The sequence below is a fragment of the Pontibacter pamirensis genome, from assembly GCF_010015475.1.
Taxonomy (GTDB): domain Bacteria; phylum Bacteroidota; class Bacteroidia; order Cytophagales; family Hymenobacteraceae; genus Pontibacter; species Pontibacter pamirensis.
This window is the reverse complement of sequence record NZ_SSNI01000016.1, coordinates 109,060-124,990: the sequence shown is the minus strand read 5'-3', so window position 1 is coordinate 124,990 and position 15,931 is coordinate 109,060. Positions and strand designations below refer to the sequence as shown.

The 15,931-nt window shown below is 47.9% G+C and carries 13 protein-coding genes; 2 read left to right on the top strand and 11 right to left on the bottom strand.

Translation table 11 applies throughout. The annotated features are described in order from the left end of the window. Positions 1 to 58: 58 nt before the first annotated feature. The 8 genes from E1919_RS14795 to E1919_RS14760 all read right to left on the bottom strand — a co-directional run bounded on the left by E1919_RS14795 (position 59) and on the right by E1919_RS14760 (position 8,943). Positions 59 to 946, bottom strand: coding sequence for a class I SAM-dependent methyltransferase (locus E1919_RS14795; protein WP_162054177.1), 888 nt, complete (start codon positions 944 to 946; stop codon positions 59 to 61). Then, positions 947 to 2,809, bottom strand: coding sequence for a tRNA uridine-5-carboxymethylaminomethyl(34) synthesis enzyme MnmG (gene mnmG, locus E1919_RS14790; RefSeq protein WP_162054176.1), 1,863 nt, complete (start codon positions 2,807 to 2,809; stop codon positions 947 to 949). It lies immediately after the preceding gene. A gap of 65 nt (positions 2,810 to 2,874) precedes the next feature. Continuing rightward, entirely contained in the window at positions 2,875 to 3,303 is a 429-nt protein-coding gene (gene ybeY / locus E1919_RS14785; RefSeq protein WP_162054175.1) for an rRNA maturation RNase YbeY, read from the bottom strand. Continuing rightward, positions 3,287 to 3,712: an ATP-binding protein gene (locus E1919_RS14780; protein WP_162054174.1), complete on the bottom strand. Its 426-nt coding sequence runs from the start codon at positions 3,710 to 3,712 to the stop codon at positions 3,287 to 3,289. The genes ybeY and E1919_RS14780 overlap by 17 nt, the downstream gene beginning before the upstream one ends. A gap of 29 nt (positions 3,713 to 3,741) precedes the next feature. Beyond that, positions 3,742 to 7,050, bottom strand: coding sequence for a DUF4175 family protein (locus E1919_RS14775; RefSeq protein WP_162054173.1), 3,309 nt, complete (start codon positions 7,048 to 7,050; stop codon positions 3,742 to 3,744). A 146-nt stretch (positions 7,051 to 7,196) separates the two neighbouring features. Then, positions 7,197 to 7,958 carry an exodeoxyribonuclease III gene (locus tag E1919_RS14770; protein ID WP_162054172.1) on the bottom strand — a complete coding sequence of 254 codons (762 nt, stop codon included), beginning with the start codon at positions 7,956 to 7,958 and terminating at the stop codon, positions 7,197 to 7,199. Between the two features lie 172 nt (positions 7,959 to 8,130). Then, positions 8,131 to 8,481 carry a hypothetical protein gene (locus E1919_RS14765; RefSeq protein ID WP_162054171.1) on the bottom strand — a complete coding sequence of 117 codons (351 nt, stop codon included), beginning with the start codon at positions 8,479 to 8,481 and terminating at the stop codon, positions 8,131 to 8,133. 108 nt (positions 8,482 to 8,589) lie between these two features. After that, a complete protein-coding gene (locus E1919_RS14760; protein ID WP_162054170.1) occupies positions 8,590 to 8,943 on the bottom strand; it encodes a carboxymuconolactone decarboxylase family protein in 354 nt (117 codons plus the stop codon). Between the two features lie 92 nt (positions 8,944 to 9,035). Here E1919_RS14760 and E1919_RS14755 point away from each other — a divergent pair, with 92 nt between their 5' ends. Continuing rightward, the gene (locus tag E1919_RS14755; RefSeq protein WP_237144401.1) at positions 9,036 to 9,722 is read left to right on the top strand and encodes a ComF family protein; all 687 of its coding nucleotides are present in this window, start codon (positions 9,036 to 9,038) and stop codon (positions 9,720 to 9,722) included. On the opposite strand, the gene E1919_RS14750 is transcribed toward E1919_RS14755, so the two are convergent. The 3 genes from E1919_RS14750 to E1919_RS14740 all read right to left on the bottom strand — a co-directional run bounded on the left by E1919_RS14750 (position 9,648) and on the right by E1919_RS14740 (position 12,624). Then, positions 9,648 to 10,229 carry a DUF4265 domain-containing protein gene (locus tag E1919_RS14750; protein WP_162054169.1) on the bottom strand — a complete coding sequence of 194 codons (582 nt, stop codon included), beginning with the start codon at positions 10,227 to 10,229 and terminating at the stop codon, positions 9,648 to 9,650. The genes E1919_RS14755 and E1919_RS14750 overlap by 75 nt on opposite strands. Before the next feature lie 88 nt (positions 10,230 to 10,317). Then, positions 10,318 to 11,547 (bottom strand): gliding motility lipoprotein GldJ, encoded by a 1,230-nt coding sequence (gldJ, locus tag E1919_RS14745; RefSeq protein WP_162054168.1) that lies wholly within the window; start codon positions 11,545 to 11,547, stop codon positions 10,318 to 10,320. A 63-nt stretch (positions 11,548 to 11,610) separates the two neighbouring features. Then, entirely contained in the window at positions 11,611 to 12,624 is a 1,014-nt protein-coding gene (locus E1919_RS14740) for a PorP/SprF family type IX secretion system membrane protein (protein WP_162054167.1), read from the bottom strand. 145 nt (positions 12,625 to 12,769) lie between these two features. On the opposite strand from E1919_RS14740, the gene E1919_RS14735 reads away from it, so the two are divergent. Next, positions 12,770 to 15,793 (top strand): AsmA family protein, encoded by a 3,024-nt coding sequence (locus E1919_RS14735; RefSeq protein WP_162054166.1) that lies wholly within the window; start codon positions 12,770 to 12,772, stop codon positions 15,791 to 15,793. Positions 15,794 to 15,931: the final 138 nt, after the last annotated feature.

The following is a 15,931-nucleotide window of genomic DNA, read 5'->3' as shown; positions in this document are numbered from 1 at the left end:
ATCAAAATAGGCAAACTTTCGCTTGCCTATCCAGATATCACACGTTAAATACTTTAATTTATTTTCTTTTAGCTACAAAAATTAAGCTTGAGTAATCGTTTCCGTTCTTTTCAGCATAGCTGTTCGACTTGTAGCCGTTCAGCACGCTGCTGATCATTTTATTTTTGCCTTCTTTGTGCTTTTCGCTGAGCATGCTCACGTAGTAGGCGTCAAATTTCATCGGCAGCACTTCCGCCAGTACCATCTTATGCTTTTTCAGGAAGCGTTTCATCGTCGGCTGCGTGAAGTGGTACAGGTGGCGTGGTACGTCATAGGCTGCCCAATCCGCCTTGTACTCCTTGGCATCATGTGAGTCAGCGTTGGGTACGGCTATAATCAGGGTGCCGTCTTCCTGCAGGCTATCCAGCAGCTGGCTAACAGTTTCGTTGAGGGTATGGATGTGTTCCAGCACGTGCCAGAGCGTAATTACCTCAAACTTTTCCCCTTGTATATCCTGCAGGCTCTCTGCTATTAGTTCGCTTGTCTCTGCTGATGCTGCCTCTCTTGCTTTATCATTCGGCTCTACTCCTCTTACTTCCCAGCCGTCTTTTTTGCAGGCGCTAAGAAAAACTCCTGTCCCGCAACCATAGTCCAGGACGCTTCCTTTTGCTGGAGAATGCCTGTTGATAAGCTCTACTTTTTGCTTCGTCGTAATAGAGCGCACCACATGATACGCCCTGTTGATAATTCCGCTTTTTGTATTGCTGTGGGAGATGTATTCATCTGACTCATAGTACTGGCCTATGCTTTCAGTATCGGGTCTTGGGTTCGTGAATTTAAAAGAACAGTTCTCACATTCCACAATTACAAAGCTCTCCTTTGATACAGCGTTATCTGTTACGACCAAAAAATTTTTAAATTCTTCTTTGCCGCAGATCGGGCATTGTTCCAGTCTTTCGTAGCTCATTTATTTACCTAAGTATACCATTAGTACTGAAATGTCAGCTGGCGTAACGCCACTGATTCTGGAGGCCTGGCCAATTGTTTCCGGATTTACCTTTAGCAGTTTTTCTTTTGCCTCAGCTGATAAGGCAGGTATGTTACGGTAATCTATTCTCTCTTTGATGATGTAGTTTTCGAGCTCGCTCATTTTGGCGGCCATACTATATTCCTTTTCGATATAGCTTTCATACTTCACTTGGATACCTGCCTGCTCCACGCTATCTGCTCTAAACTTGCTCAGGTATTCTGCCACCGATGGCACCGCCACTGCAATGTGTTCTATCTCTACATTTGGGCGCTTGATAAGCTGACCGGCTCTCTGTTTTTCTGTGATTGGAGCAGAGCCTAAACTCTCCAACATTATGTTAATATCTCCTGGCTCAATCGGCTTATTATTTAAAAAGGCAATGATTTCACCTGTTTCCTCGATCTTCTTATCCACAGCTTTTTTACGTGACTCGTCTGCCAGGCCCAACTCATATCCAAGCTTTGTCAACCGGATATCGGCATTATCCTGGCGCAGCAGGATGCGGTGCTCGGCACGCGAGGTGAACATACGGTAAGGTTCATTGGTGCCCTTGTTCACCAGGTCATCAATCAACACTCCAATGTAAGCTTCTGAGCGCTTCAGTATAAACGGCGTTTTCTCGTTTATCTTGTTGTGGGCATTTATACCCGCCATCAATCCCTGGCATGCGGCCTCTTCGTAACCGGTTGTTCCGTTTATCTGGCCAGCGAAGTAAAGATTCTCTACCAGCTTTGTTTCCAGCGTCAGGTTGAGCTGCGTTGGCGGAAAGAAGTCATACTCGATGGCATAGCCTGGGCGGAACATTTTCGCGTTCTCAAATCCTTCAATTTTGCGTAGCGCCTTTAGCTGTACGTCTTCAGGCAAGGAACTGGAGAATCCGTTTACATATACTTCCACCGTGCTCCATCCCTCTGGTTCCACAAAAATCTGGTGACGGTCGCGGTCTGCAAAGCGGTTGATTTTGTCCTCGATAGAAGGGCAATAGCGAGGCCCTAGTCCCTGAATACGGCCCTGGAACATTGGCGATTTTTCAAAGCCAGTTTTCAGGATTTCGTGTACTTCCGGATTGGTATAGGTAATGTAGCAGCTGCGCTGTTGTGCCAGTGGCTCGGTAGCAGTGTATGAAAACTTTGATGGCTTCTCGTCCCCGAACTGTTCCTCCATCCGGCTGTAGTCGAGCGAGCGGCCATCTACACGCGGAGGGGTTCCGGTCTTCATGCGACCTGCCTCAAAGCCAAGTTCTACGAGTTGCTCCGTTATGCCCTTTGCTGATTTTTCAGCGGCGCGCCCCCCTCCCAGTTGCTTCTCACCGATGTGGATAATGCCATTCAAAAACGTGCCGTTGGTTAATACAACGGCCTTTCCACGTATAGTTATCCCCAGGCTTGTGCGCACGCCGACAGCTCTTCCGCCTTCTACTTCTATGCCCGTTATCATTTCTTGCCAGAAGTCGATGTTCTCTGTTTGCTCCAGAGACAGTCGCCAGGCTTCTGCAAAACGCATACGGTCGCTTTGCGCACGCGGGCTCCACATGGCCGGCCCTTTCGATTTGTTCAGCATGCGAAACTGGATCATGGTCTGGTCGGTGATGATGCCGCTCATACCACCCAGTGCATCCACCTCACGAACAATCTGACCTTTGGCCACACCGCCCATGGCTGGGTTACATGACATTTGTGCAATGGTGTTCATGTTCATAGTTGCTAGCAGCACCTTTGAACCCATCTTGGCTGCAGCGGCAGCGGCTTCGCAGCCTGCGTGCCCTGCGCCAACAACAATGATATCGTATTCTGGAAACATGTATTCTGATTTTTAGGGATGTTTCACGTGAAACATCTGCAGGAGGATGGTAATTCCTTTTGCGATTAAAATTTACGCAAAGATAAGGAAGAATCTTCTTGTTTGCGCATAAGTCCTTCTTCCTCTTCAGTCTTGTCTCTGAACCCGAGCAGGTGAAGTACACCGTGAATGATGACCCGGTGAAGTTCATCATCAAAAGAAATGCCTAACTCAACTGAGTTGTCGCGCACCCGGTCTACGCTTATAAAAATATCACCTTCAATGATGCCCTCTTCGTCGGCATTATTGAAGGTGATGATGTCTGTGAGGGTATCATGATCAAGGTACTCCACGTTTATCTGGTGGAGGTAATCATCTGAGCAGAAAACGTAGGTGAGGCTACTTAGCTCTTGTTCGTGTTGCTCTATTACTGATGCAATCCATTTGGAAACCTGGTCTGGGTTTTTTAGCTCGAAATCAATATCCTCGCTAAAAAACTCAATTGGATGTTCCATTCTCTGATGGTATTACATTAAATATCAGCTGTACCTTTTTGCCATTGTCAGCAAAGTTTACCTCATCGCAAAGGTTGCGCATTAAGAAGATGCCACGGCCCCCGGGACTCTCCAGATTTTCTGGTGCAGTAGGGTCCGGCAGGTTCTCGTAATCAAAACCGGGACCTTCGTCCTCCACTTCAAAAAACAGTTTGTTCTCTTCTACCTGTAACGTCAGATACACATTTTTGTCTTTGTCAAACTTGTTCCCGTGCCGGATAGCGTTATTTACAGATTCCGTAACAGCAACCATGATGTTGCCATAGATGTCATCTTCGAACTCAAACTCATCTCTTGAGTTGTCAATAAAACTTTCAATAACTCTGATGTTCTCGATTAGGGAAGGAATCTGAATTTTAACCTGATTCATATTAATCGTTAAGTGTAAATTAGGTGCGTTTATTTACTAATGTTTTGAAAATACTCGTTTACCTTCTGCTTATAATAGGGTGAAAGTGCAGGTGGTATGGTTTTGAGCAGTTCAGTCTGTTTTTCTTTTGCCTTGAAATACTTCTCAAATGATGGCGGCACTTTGCGGTCAGTTTCCTGTGCCGTTTTTGCCTCGCGTTTATTGTCCAATTCCCGCTCCTTTGCCGACTTCTCTGCTTCCAGTAATCGGGTCAGTATTTCCCGCTGTCGCATGATGGTTTGTTCGGTCAAACGTTTATTAACGAGATCAGTTTCGCTTTGTTCCATCATCTTACTTATATTTCCCAGGTCGCCGTTTTGGCCCTTTTCACCGGGTTTTTGGCCTTGCTTCTCTAATTCCTTCAGCGCATTACGGAGGGCCTCCTGCTCAGCAGCCAATTTAGCTAATTCTTCAGAAAGTGCCTTACCTGATTTGCCTCCTTTTTTCAAATCCTCGATTTTTTTGTTCAATTGTTGCTGCATTTCACCAAAATCGCCCGGCTTAGGCTTATTTCCTTTTTGCTTGCCAGCCATATTGCCCATCTGCTGCATGGCCTGTTGCATTTGCTTCATAGCATCGTTCAGCATCAGCGCCAGGTTGTTCATGCTTGTCATGGCCAGCTGCTGTTGCACATTGCCCTTGCCTATATTGCGGTCGCGAAGCTCCTTCATGCTGTTGTCCATGCTCTCGTTCATGGCTGTTACCTCACGTGTTACGAAAGACTCAATCTGAAACACTTTCTTGGCTAAGGCATAAAGGCTGTCCTCTATCACCTGTGCATTGTCGCGGAGGCTGAGCTGCTGCTGTGAGAGGGTAATAAAGCGCGGGTCAGACTGGTTAACGCCCCGGAACTGCTTCATCAGGTCCTCCTGGTCGAAGGACAGCTTGATAAGGTTCTCAAGTATGTCACGGAGGTTGTCCAGGTTTTGCTCCATACCTTCCATGCTCATGCTGTTGCTCATCTGTTCCATTTGCTGAGCCATCTGCTGCATCTTCTCCCCTGCCTTCTTCTGTGACTCGGAGGCTTTTTTGTTCTGCTGCTTCTGTAGTTGCTCCTGTCCCTGCTGCATGTCCTGCTCGATGCTCTCCTGGTCCTGCTTTTGCTGCTCCTCGTTCATCTGATTCGGATGTTCCATTTTATCATTCAGCTCTTTCAGGTCCTTCATTTGCTCCTTTACATCCTCGAACTCTTCCTGCAGCTCTTTTTGCTCTTCCTGCAGCTGTTGATTATCCTCCTGCTTCTCTTCTGTCTTCTGAGCTAACTGTTCCTGCTCTTTCGCCATCTCCTCCAGCTTATTCGTGATGTTGTCAAGCTTCTGCTCAAACTGAAGTTGCTTGAACAGTTCCAACGCCCGCTCCAACTCGCGCTCGAGGTTACGCTCCTTGTTATCCATCTTGCTAAGGAGCTTCTGTAACTCGGTGTCGTTTGGCTGTTGCTGCTGTAGCAGTTTCTCCAGTTCTTCGTAGAGCTTCTTCGTTTCCGGGTCTAGCAGGTCGTTCATGAGCTTCTGCAGTTCCTGTGCCTTCTCTGCTAACTGCTTATCCGGCTCGTTGAGCATGTTCTGCTTTTTGTTGAGCTGGTCGAACAGTTCTTTCATAGAGGAGATATCCTGCTCCAGCTGCTTTTTCTTCTCCATCAGGTCTTCCAACTGCTTTTTGTCCTGCCAGTTCAGGTCGCGCTTGGTCTTCATCTTCTCCTCCGACTTCGCAAGTTCTTTCTGCAGCTGGGTAGCTTTATCCAATGTTTTGCTCATCTGGCTGGCCACCGACTGCGAATTATTATCGAGTTCTTTCTGGAGTTCGCGCTTGTCCGGCATTTTCATTTCGAAGGTGCGGGTGCGGGTACTCTTAGGGCCATGAATGCCATCGTTGTCCCATACCTGCACAAAATACTCCAGCTTGTCGCCAGGCTGCAGGTTAAGAGCAGCGGTGTTCCACTGGTGATAATATGTCTGGCTGAGCTGCTTTGTGCTGATCGGCAGTGCCTGACTCTTATACTTTGCCTCCGGGTTTTTATCGCTGTTGATGCGGTAGAACAAGGCAAGGCGCGTCAGGCCATAATCATCCGACACATCGCCGCCCAGTATAGTATAGGTATACAGCGCCGTGTCCTGGTACTGCTCTATGCTGATTTGTGGGTTGCGATCCGGAATGGTTGTTATCTGATAATTGATTTGTTCTTTGTTACTGCTGTGCTTATTCTTCAGCTTAATGTTATAGTTCTGGCTTTGGTTAAACTGTTTGCTGGTGCTAAAGCTGCTGCCTTCTTTCCCGGCGGTCAGGGTTTCTTCAGGAGCCTCAAAGGCTAAACTGATGTTATCAGTTTCGGTGGCAGAGAAGTTCCAGGTAATGGTGCTTCCTTCGGGTACGTTGGCATTGCCTGTATTCTGTACCTCGTCCGGCTTACGCTTCAGGTAGTCGGGGTACTGCACCACCATTTTGAAGTCTTTCAGGTTTGGCCTAGAGAGCAGTTGTAGGGTATAGTCGTTAGACAAGAAGCCGGAGCCTTCCAGCTGGAACTCCACTGGCTTCTGCAATTGCTTAAAAGTATAGGTGTAGGTGCCGTCAGCTTTGGCATTCAGCTTTTGGCGGCGGCCATTGTAATTGATGAAAACTTCGCTCGGCACGGCTTTGCCCTCTACGTCCACCTTCAACTCGAAGTCCTCTCCCCTGAAGGTTTGAAGTTGGTCGTTTTGCACTACAAATTTAAAAGGTGCGAGTGGCTCGTAATGTCTTTTATAGTTGATGATGCGCTCCGTGCCCTGCACGAAGATGGTGGGGTAAACGAGTGCAATGAGTAAAGCAATCAGCGCGGGTAAGGCAACATACTTCAGCAATGGCCTGTTTTCGCGGTACGTAACCGCATCTTTAAAACGGAAGGAGCCCATCTGTCCGGTGCGCTGCGCTATACTGGCCGCTATGAGTTCGTTGGTGCGGTCCAGGTTCTGTAGCTGGATGGCATTAAGAAGTTTGTCCTTTATCTCCGGGTAATGGGTGCCTACTTGTTGTGCGGCCTGTTCGTCGGTGAGTACTTTCTTCAGTTTTGCCAGTGCCGACATGGGCAGTGCTATCCATCGCACAAACACATAAATTACCAAGGCTACAAAAGAGAATAACAGAAAGCCACGCACTACCTGCGGAAAATAAAACATATACTCCAGCAGGCTATATACTATATATATAGACAACAGGAGCCCAACCGCGAAAATGCTACCCCGCAAAAGCATGTTGAGGTAGAATTTCTGCTTGAACTCCTGCAGCTGATGCAGCAACTGGTCGAGTGCATCTTTTTCTTTCATGTCGTTTCTCCTTATGGGTTTATCACATGGCGGCTATAGTGGTAAGTTAACTAAATACTGCTAAAGTATTGCTGTTAAGTAGGAAATGTATCGCAATAAGCCACTAAAGTACTAACTCTGATTGCCTTTACTTTAGTATGTCTTTTTTAGTGCAGTTCCAGTAATACCGGGCAATGGTCTGAGTGCTTCGCTTCAGTGAGGATAGCGGCGCGCTTCAGTCTGTCACGCAGGTTTTCAGTAACCATGTTATAATCAATACGCCAACCAAGATTTTTGTTGCGTGCGCCGGCACGATAACTCCACCAGGTGTAGTTATGCGGCTCCGGGTTAAAGTGCCGAAACGAGTCGATAAAGCCGCTGTCAATAAACTGGCCTAACCAGGTACGCTCCTCCGGCAAAAAGCCTGAGCTGTTCGCATTCGACTTCGGGTTGTGTATATCGATAGCCTGGTGGCAAATATTATAGTCGCCGCTAATGATTAAACCGGGCAGTTGGTGCTTCAGTTCTTTTATATACCCGTTAAAATTATCGAGCCATTTAAACTTGAAGCCCTGGCGCTCGTCACCGCTGGATCCGGAAGGCATGTACACGCTCATCACCGACACACTATCATAGTCAGCGCGCAATACCCGGCCTTCCAAATCATAGCATTCTATGCCGCAGCCCACCTCCACGTGCTTCGGCTTTTCTTTGGACAAAATAGCCACACCGCTGTAGCCTTTCTTTACAGCCGGGTGCAGGTACACGTGGTAACCCATCTGCTCAAAAAACTCCTTGTCAAATTTAGACTCGTCTGCCTTAATCTCCTGCAGGCACAGTACATCCGGGTTAGCAGCCTTTAGCCAGTCGCCAAAGCCTTTAGTAAGCGCGGCACGAATGCCGTTTACATTGTAGGTAATAATTTTCATGGGTATTTTTAGCGAATCACGTAGCTCGTATGGGGTATCACAACTTAGGGCTTGCCGTTCTTACCGGTGTCTTTTGTTAAGAGCAGTAGTGACGAAAAGAGTATGAGATGCAGGATCTTGATTTTCGTGCCAGTAATATTTGAATATCGTGCTACTTGATACGCGCTACGTTTTAAAGTTCTTCTGATTGGTTGAAATACTCAATTACATGCCATTTAAGCATATTTTCCTGCTCTCTTAAATTGGCAAAGGGAATTGTTTTCACAGCTTTATAGTGTGGCCAGCCTTCTTCGTCGGTGCCGGTGTACTCGTAGTAACCGGACAGGCTGAAGACTTTGCAGGTGGCGATGTGCATCAGGTCCTGCTTTTCTTCTTTGGTAAACTCCCGGATGCCGATTCCCAGTTCCTGTATTCCTATCAGGAACAGGATTGCGTTCATATCCGGTTTTTTGCCGAACTGCTTCATCAGCGAAGCCCGCAGCTGCGTCCAGTTATGTTCTAAGTTGTCAGAATCAAATCTCATGTTAATTGTTGAATGGTTTAAATGTTAAATGGCTGGTTAGCAGAATTTTGATAAAATATATATGTGAGAAATCAACAATTTAGCCATACAGCCATTTAACAATTAAATTTACTCAGCGCTTCCCCGCTCTTTCAGCTCCTCCCAGTACTCTACGGCTCTTCTGAAATGTGGAATCACAATGGAACCGCCCACGAGGTTGGCGATGGAGAACACCTCCATTATCTGCTCGTCAGTTACACCCTCTTCGTAGCATTTGCCCACGTGGTACTTGATGCAGTCGTCGCAGCGCAATACCATAGAGGCCACCAAGCCCAGCATTTCCTTTGTTTTAACGTCCAGGGCACCCTCCATGTAAGTATTGGTGTCGAGGTTGAAGAAACGTTTTATTACTTTATTGTCGTAAGACATAATGCGCTCGTTCATGCGCGTGCGGTAGTCGTTGAATTCTTCTACTAAGCTCATTCTGATGTTTGCTATTGCTTGTTAAGCCTTTAAAAAGTGTATATTATTTACGCAAAGTTAACCATAATACCTTAAACCGTAGTTCCCTGCCAATGTTCGACGACCTGCTTTCGCTGTTGTTCCCTAAAAGTTGCTATGCCTGTGACGGGGCCATGGCACGCGGTGAGAAATACATCTGCACCAAATGCAGCGTAAAGCTGCCTTACACAGACTCGCATGTGCATGGGGCAACAGAATTAAACCCGCTGCAGCGCAGGTTTTGGGGTAAGGTGCCGGTGCGGTTCGCCTTCTCATACCTGCACTTTATGCCGAAGGGCAGAGTGCAGCGGCTGTTGCACAAGCTAAAGTATAAGGGAGCAAAAGAACTGGGCGAGCATCTGGGGCAGCGGTATGGCTCCCTCCTCTCCGACCATTATTACCCGGAACATTTTGATGTGGTGGTGCCGGTGCCGCTACATAAATACAAGCTGCGCCGCCGTGGCTATAACCAGGCCGAAAGTTTTTCAAGGGGTTTGGCTCAGGCCATGCAGCTTCCTCATAATGGTAAGGCTTTATTAAGAACGATTGACACCTCCACCCAGACCCGCAAGAACAGGCTGGACCGCTGGCAAAACGTAGAGCAGGTATTTCAGGTGCACCAGCCAATAGAGGTGCGGGGCAAGCGGGTGCTGTTGGTAGATGATGTGATGACGACAGGTGCGACCCTAGAAGCCTGTGCGGTGGCATTGCTGGCAGCAGGCGCTATGGAGGTGAGTGTGGTTACCATTGCAGCGGCGTAGCATAAAGCAAAGTAAACTACCTGTAGCTTCTGCTAAACTTGTCTGCTCCCGGTGTATATCCGACAGGCTCGGCTCGGCATACTCTATTTCCTCCTGTTGCTCCAGTTCATCCAGTTTATCTTTTACCACAGCATAATTTATATTGACTGGCACCTCCAGCACGAAGAAATCTTCGTTCACCTCCACTGATACACACCCTACCTCGGCGAACTGCTTGCGCAGGTCCAGCAGCGGTGTATCCTCGTTTTGCCGTATCACCTGGATGGTAGAGTTGCCGGAAGGAGTAACAGTCTCCTGGTAAAGCAGGCCTTCCTCCATCTTATTATAAGTTGCCCGCACAATGTCTTCTGTGGCAATGAGCGGCACGTAGTACGGGATACTGTCGATTTTATAAAGTCCCTGGTCGGCTTCTACCTCCAGTGCCCACAACGATTCGACCATTTCTTTTCCGAAGAGGCTGCTGTTAAACCGGAAGAGAATTTTATGCGGTTTTTCCTGTTCACTCATTGTAGTATGTTGCGATTGTTTTGAAAGCAAAAAGCCCGGAACTGCTTCCGGGCTTTTTGCTTATCAATATTTGATTTACTGCGAATGCTTATCTGTTAGAGCCTGCGTTAATCATGGCGCAACGGAAACCGATAGTGGCAGTGGAAGAATCCTGTGCCATGAAGCGGCGTGTACCAGGAGACAACCAGTAAGCTACATCTTTCCAAGAACCGCCTTTAAACACACGAACCTCATCGTTTACAAGCGAGTGGAAACCTTCGCTTGAGTCGTAGTTCTCAGCCTCATCCAGGGTTCCATCTCTACGGAAAGGGTTCAGATCCTCTACATCCTGGTAAGACAACGGACGGTAGATGTCCTGCACCCACTCGTTTACGTTACCAGCCATGTTATACAGACCGAAGTCGTTAGGAGGGTAGCTGTAGATATAATCTGTGATCATGGCACCGTCGTTCAAAGAACCGGCAATACCGGCATAGTCACCGCGGCCACGCTTGAAGTTAGCCATAAACTTACCCATTTCCTTACCATACGGGTTACGCACCTGGTGTCCGTCCCATGGGTAAAGGCGACGGTTATTCTGGTTTTCATCCTCCGTGTATTGGGTACCAATCATCGCCTGCGCAGCGTATTCCCATTCAGCCTCTGTTGGGAGACGGTAGTTCGGCAACACAAGACCAGACTCGATAGACGGTGCTGAACCTTCTACTGCTTCATCGCTTCCACCGCCACGGCCAAACAAGCCTCTGCGGCCACCGCCAGTTTCCTGAGCGGCAAAGTTTTCGTTCACCTTAGCTGTACGCCATATCGCGAAGTCGTTTGCCTGTAACCAGCTCACGCCCACTACCGGGAAGAAGCGGAAACCTGGGTAACGCAGGTAATATGTTACATAAGGGTCGTTGAATGACAACTGACGTGACCAAACAGTAGTGTCTGGCAGGGCAGCCTGGTATACTTCAGGTAGGGAGTCCTTCTTGAGGTAATGCAGGTACTCGAGCCAGTGGATGTTGGCTACTTCCGTTTCATCCATATAGAAAGAAGCCACCGTTACAGTACGCTCCACATTGTCGCGTGTCATGGCAATATCTTCTTCCATAGAGCCAAGCACCGTCCGGCCACCTTCAATGAACACGAGGCCCGGTCCCTGTGGGAACTCAGCATACTCCGGAACATTAAAGGCTTCTTCATCCTCGCCATACTCGATCCCTGTTGCGCTACTGTAAGCGCCGGGGTTCGTGCTGGTTGGCTGGCCTCCCTTAGAGCAGGATCCAAGGAGAAAACCTCCTACAACTGCTACTGATAAATACTTAATCAACTTCATAAATTAGTACCCAATTAAGATAAGGTTCTTGTAACGTAATTTAATGTGCAATTATAACTAAAATCAGAATGCTGGACAAACAATGTTTCTGTTTAATTTACGCCTTGAGTTGCCTTTGAACAGATTATTTAAATCGGCAGGTTCAAAAACAAGTGAAATTTCGTTCGCACCGCCAGCTTCTTCACTAAATCCCTGTATGCCAACATCGTGGCTATAGCCAATTTTGAGATTCTTCAGCTGCAGGCCTGCTATGATGGACAAGGTTTGGTCCTGGTTAGTTCCGCCAGTTACTGGAATTCCCCGATATATAAACCCTAACGTCAGGGGCGTGTAATTAGTATATATACCTAAATCTAAGCGATTTAAATTTTGTTGATGGATAAATGTGGCCGTGGGTGAAAAGCTAAGTTCAAACAACTGGCCCCGCTCTTCGTAAGATTTTGCATAAAATTTATATCCCATTATGGCCGTGAATTGGACTGGTAATTCCGTTTCCTGGTTAAATCCGTAACCAGGCCTGTTCAGGTGTGCCGCCGTAAGGCCTGCCCAAAACTGATCGGAGTATACCAGGCCACCTACGGTGAAATCCATGTAATAGCTTGGCTTAAAACTATTGGCCTCTGCCGAAGTCACTGCCACCTGCCCGTTGTCTGACAACTGGTCTCCGAATACCAGATTATCAAAATTGACGCGCAGCGAAGCTACACTTGCCTGGAGGCCCGCCGACATAGCCCATTTTTCTGTAAGGTTGGTATGGTAGGCATAACCTCCTGATAGCTGCCATTTCTGCAACCCTCCTACCCCGGCACGGTCCTGCTGCACCAGCAGGCTTACGGCACTTTTGGTATCCGGCAGCCTGTAATCTGCGGCAAGCTGGTTTGTGATGAAGGAACCATTAAGGGCGGGCCACTGGTTACGGTGCGCCAGCGCAATGCTCCAGTCGCTGTTAATGCCCGCAAATGCAGGATTCAGGTATATTCGGTTGGCATACTGCTGCGTGAACTGTACATCCTGCGCCCCGGCAATAAAAGCCCATAAGCAGCACCCACACAGCAGAAATATCTTTTTTAAACCCATGCCTATACAGAACAATCTAACTGCAACGCTATTATAAAGGTACCATTACTTAAGGAGCTACTCATAAATTAGCACGGTTTTAGCTATCAAAGTGAATAGAATAGCTTTTATATTTGAAGAACGACCGAATTAACCAACCATCTATATGAAAAAAGTAGTTATCGGCTTTTTTATCTTTCTGGCCCTGCTGCTTATCACAGCGGCTATAGTGCCTGTTCTGTTCAAAGATAAAATCAAGCAAGCCCTCGACAAAGAGATAGCCAAAAATATTGATGCCCGGGTGCTCTACGAGACAGACGACGTGAGCCTCTCGCTTTTCCGCGATTTCCCGAACCTTTCGCTGGGCGTAGACAACCTCTCTGTTATCGGTAAAGACTCCTTCGCCACCGATACACTGGCCCGCATCCCCTCTTTCCGGATGGGACTGAACTTGATGAGCGTAATATCAGGGGACGAGCTGAAGGTGAACTCTATTACCTTAGACGAACCCGTTATACGGCTTATTGTGCTCGAAAGCGGAAAAGCCAACTGGGATATTATGCTGGAAGACAGCCTTGCCGATGAAACGCCTGTTGATACGGCAGCCAGCGATTTCAGGATGGCCATAAAAGGCTGGGAAGTGAACAACGGCACGCTCTACTACGATGATCTGAGCATACCGTTTGGTATGGCAGCCTATAACGTGAACCACACCGGTAGCGGCGACTTTGAGCAGGATGTGTTTGATATGGAATCGCATACCACGGTAGATCGCTTTGTGATGACCTATGATGGCACGAACTATATCCAGAACGCCAGACTGAACGCCGATGTCACCATGGCGATGGACCTGAATCAGTCCCTCTACACTTTTAAGGACAACAATATACGCATCAACGAATTTCCGTTTAAGTTCGATGGCACTATCCTGATGCCGGAAGAGAACATTGACATGGACCTAACCTTTACAGCCACGGAAACGGATTTCCGCAACGTGCTGTCGGTGGTGCCAGGTATGTACAGCGAACAATTTGAAGATATCAATACAGAAGGTAAGTTAAGTTTTGACGGATACCTGAAAGGCCGCATGAATGATACCCTCATGCCCGGCTATGGTGTGGACCTGAAAGTGATAGACGGAATGTTCAAGTACCCAGACTTGCCGGAGGCTGCCCGCAACATCAACGTGGACATGAGCGTGGACAGCAAAGACGGAGAATTGGCCAACACTAATGTAGAAGTGCGCCAGTTCCACCTCGACCTGGGTAAAAACCCGGTGGATGCGAAAGTAGTGATAGCAGGCTTGGACAGTGTGATGCAGGTAGATGGTAACGTGAAAGCGAACATCGACCTGGCGGAAATGACCAAAGTGTTCCCCGTGGAAGGTATGACACTGCGCGGCCTGCTGAAAGTAGACGCTGATGCCAAGGGTACCTACTCCGAAACAAGTATGCCGGTGATAGATGCCGACATGAACCTGACCAACGGCTATGTGAAATCGGAAGAGTTTCCGGCGCCTATCCAGGACCTGAACATGGTGACGAACATCCGCAACACAACTGGCAACACTGATGATACCCGCATCAACATCGAGCGCTTTAATATGACCTTGGATGGCGAGCCACTGGAGGGTAATATGCTGGTGCAAGGCATTGATCAGCCTGCTTTTGACGGCCGCATCAAGGGTATACTGGACCTTACGAAGCTTACAAAGATCTTCCCGCTGGAGGATATGACGCTTTCCGGGCGTATTAATGCGGATGTAGCTGCTAAAGGCAAGATGAGTGATATAGAGGCTGAGAAGTATAACAACATCACTGCCAACGGCACCATGGCAATTAACGACCTTACTTTTGTAAGCACAGACTTGCCGCAGGGTATGAAGATTAACCAGGCCAATGCTACGTTTAACAATGAGCGCATTAACCTGCAGAACATGAACGGCTACCTAGGCAAGAGCGACATTCAGGCCAGTGGCAGTCTATCTAATTACATAGGCTACGCAATGGCCGATAACCAGTCGCTGCGCGGTACGTTCAACATCAGCTCGAATCTGTTTGATGTGAACGAGTGGATGGTGGACGAGAACACTGGTGCTCCGGTAGAAGAAACCGCCTCAGAAGGTGTGGTAGAAGTGCCGGCCAACCTGGATGTGGCTCTGAACATTGATGCGAAGCAGGTGCTTTATAATAACCTGAAGCTGAACAATGTAAGCGGGCAGGTGCAGGTGAAGGACAAAATAGCCAGGCTGAACAAAGTAACTTTCAATACACTGGGAGCGACCTTTGCAACCAATGGTAGCTACAACACACAAAGCCTGCAGCAGCCCCTGTTCGATATGAACCTGGACATCCAGGATCTAGGTTTCAAAGAGGCCTTCAACTCCTTTAACACCATACAGGCACTGGCTCCGATTGCAGGTGTGCTGGAGGGCAAGTTCTCCACTAACTTCGCATTTGCCGGAGAGCTTGGCCAGGATATGATACCAATTTTCAATACAGTGGATGGTTCAGGGGTTATTCGCGTGCTCAGAGCCGCTGTAGGCAATGTAGCCATCGTGGATAAAATCAGTAACCTGACGAACATACAGGAGTTAAAAAACTTTGTAATTGAGAACAAGGTGATTGATGCTCAGATTGTGGATGGTAAGCTGGTGGTAAAGCCGTTCGAACTGAATGTAGGCAACATAGACATGAAAGTCGGTGGCTCAAACGATGCAAGCGGGAACATTGATTATGTAACAACCCTCAATGTGCCGACAGGCAAAGTAGGGCGTGAAATCAATACCCGCCTTGCCAGCATGATAGGCAGTGAGAGCCTGGCCACTTCAGAGCGCATTAACTTGAACCTGAACATCGGTGGAACTGTGTCTGATCCGAAAGTTTCGCTGGCAGGCGGCTCTGTGAAAGAGCAGGCGGCTAACGTAGTGCAGGATGCGGTGCAGAACAAACTGGATGAAGCAAGGCAAGAGGTGGATGAGCGCAAGCAGCAGCTGCAGGATACTGTGCAGGCCGAGTTAAACCGCAGAAAGCAGGAGGTGGAGCGCCAGGCACAACAGGAGCTGGAGAAAAAACGCAGGGAAGCCGAGCAGCAAATCAAGAAGCAAGCCACTGACAAAGTAGGTGGTTTCCTGAAGCAACTGACCAAGCCAGCTGCCACGCCAGCAGATACAACCCAGGGTGGTAACTAAACAGCCAGTCCCGGCCGATGGGCTTTTATACAAAGAACAAATAGACAAAGGATAAAAGACTGTTTGACAAAAGATTTCTATCACAAAAAAAAGGAGCTCTACGATTTGTAGAGCTCCTTTTTTAGTGTGATAGAGTTA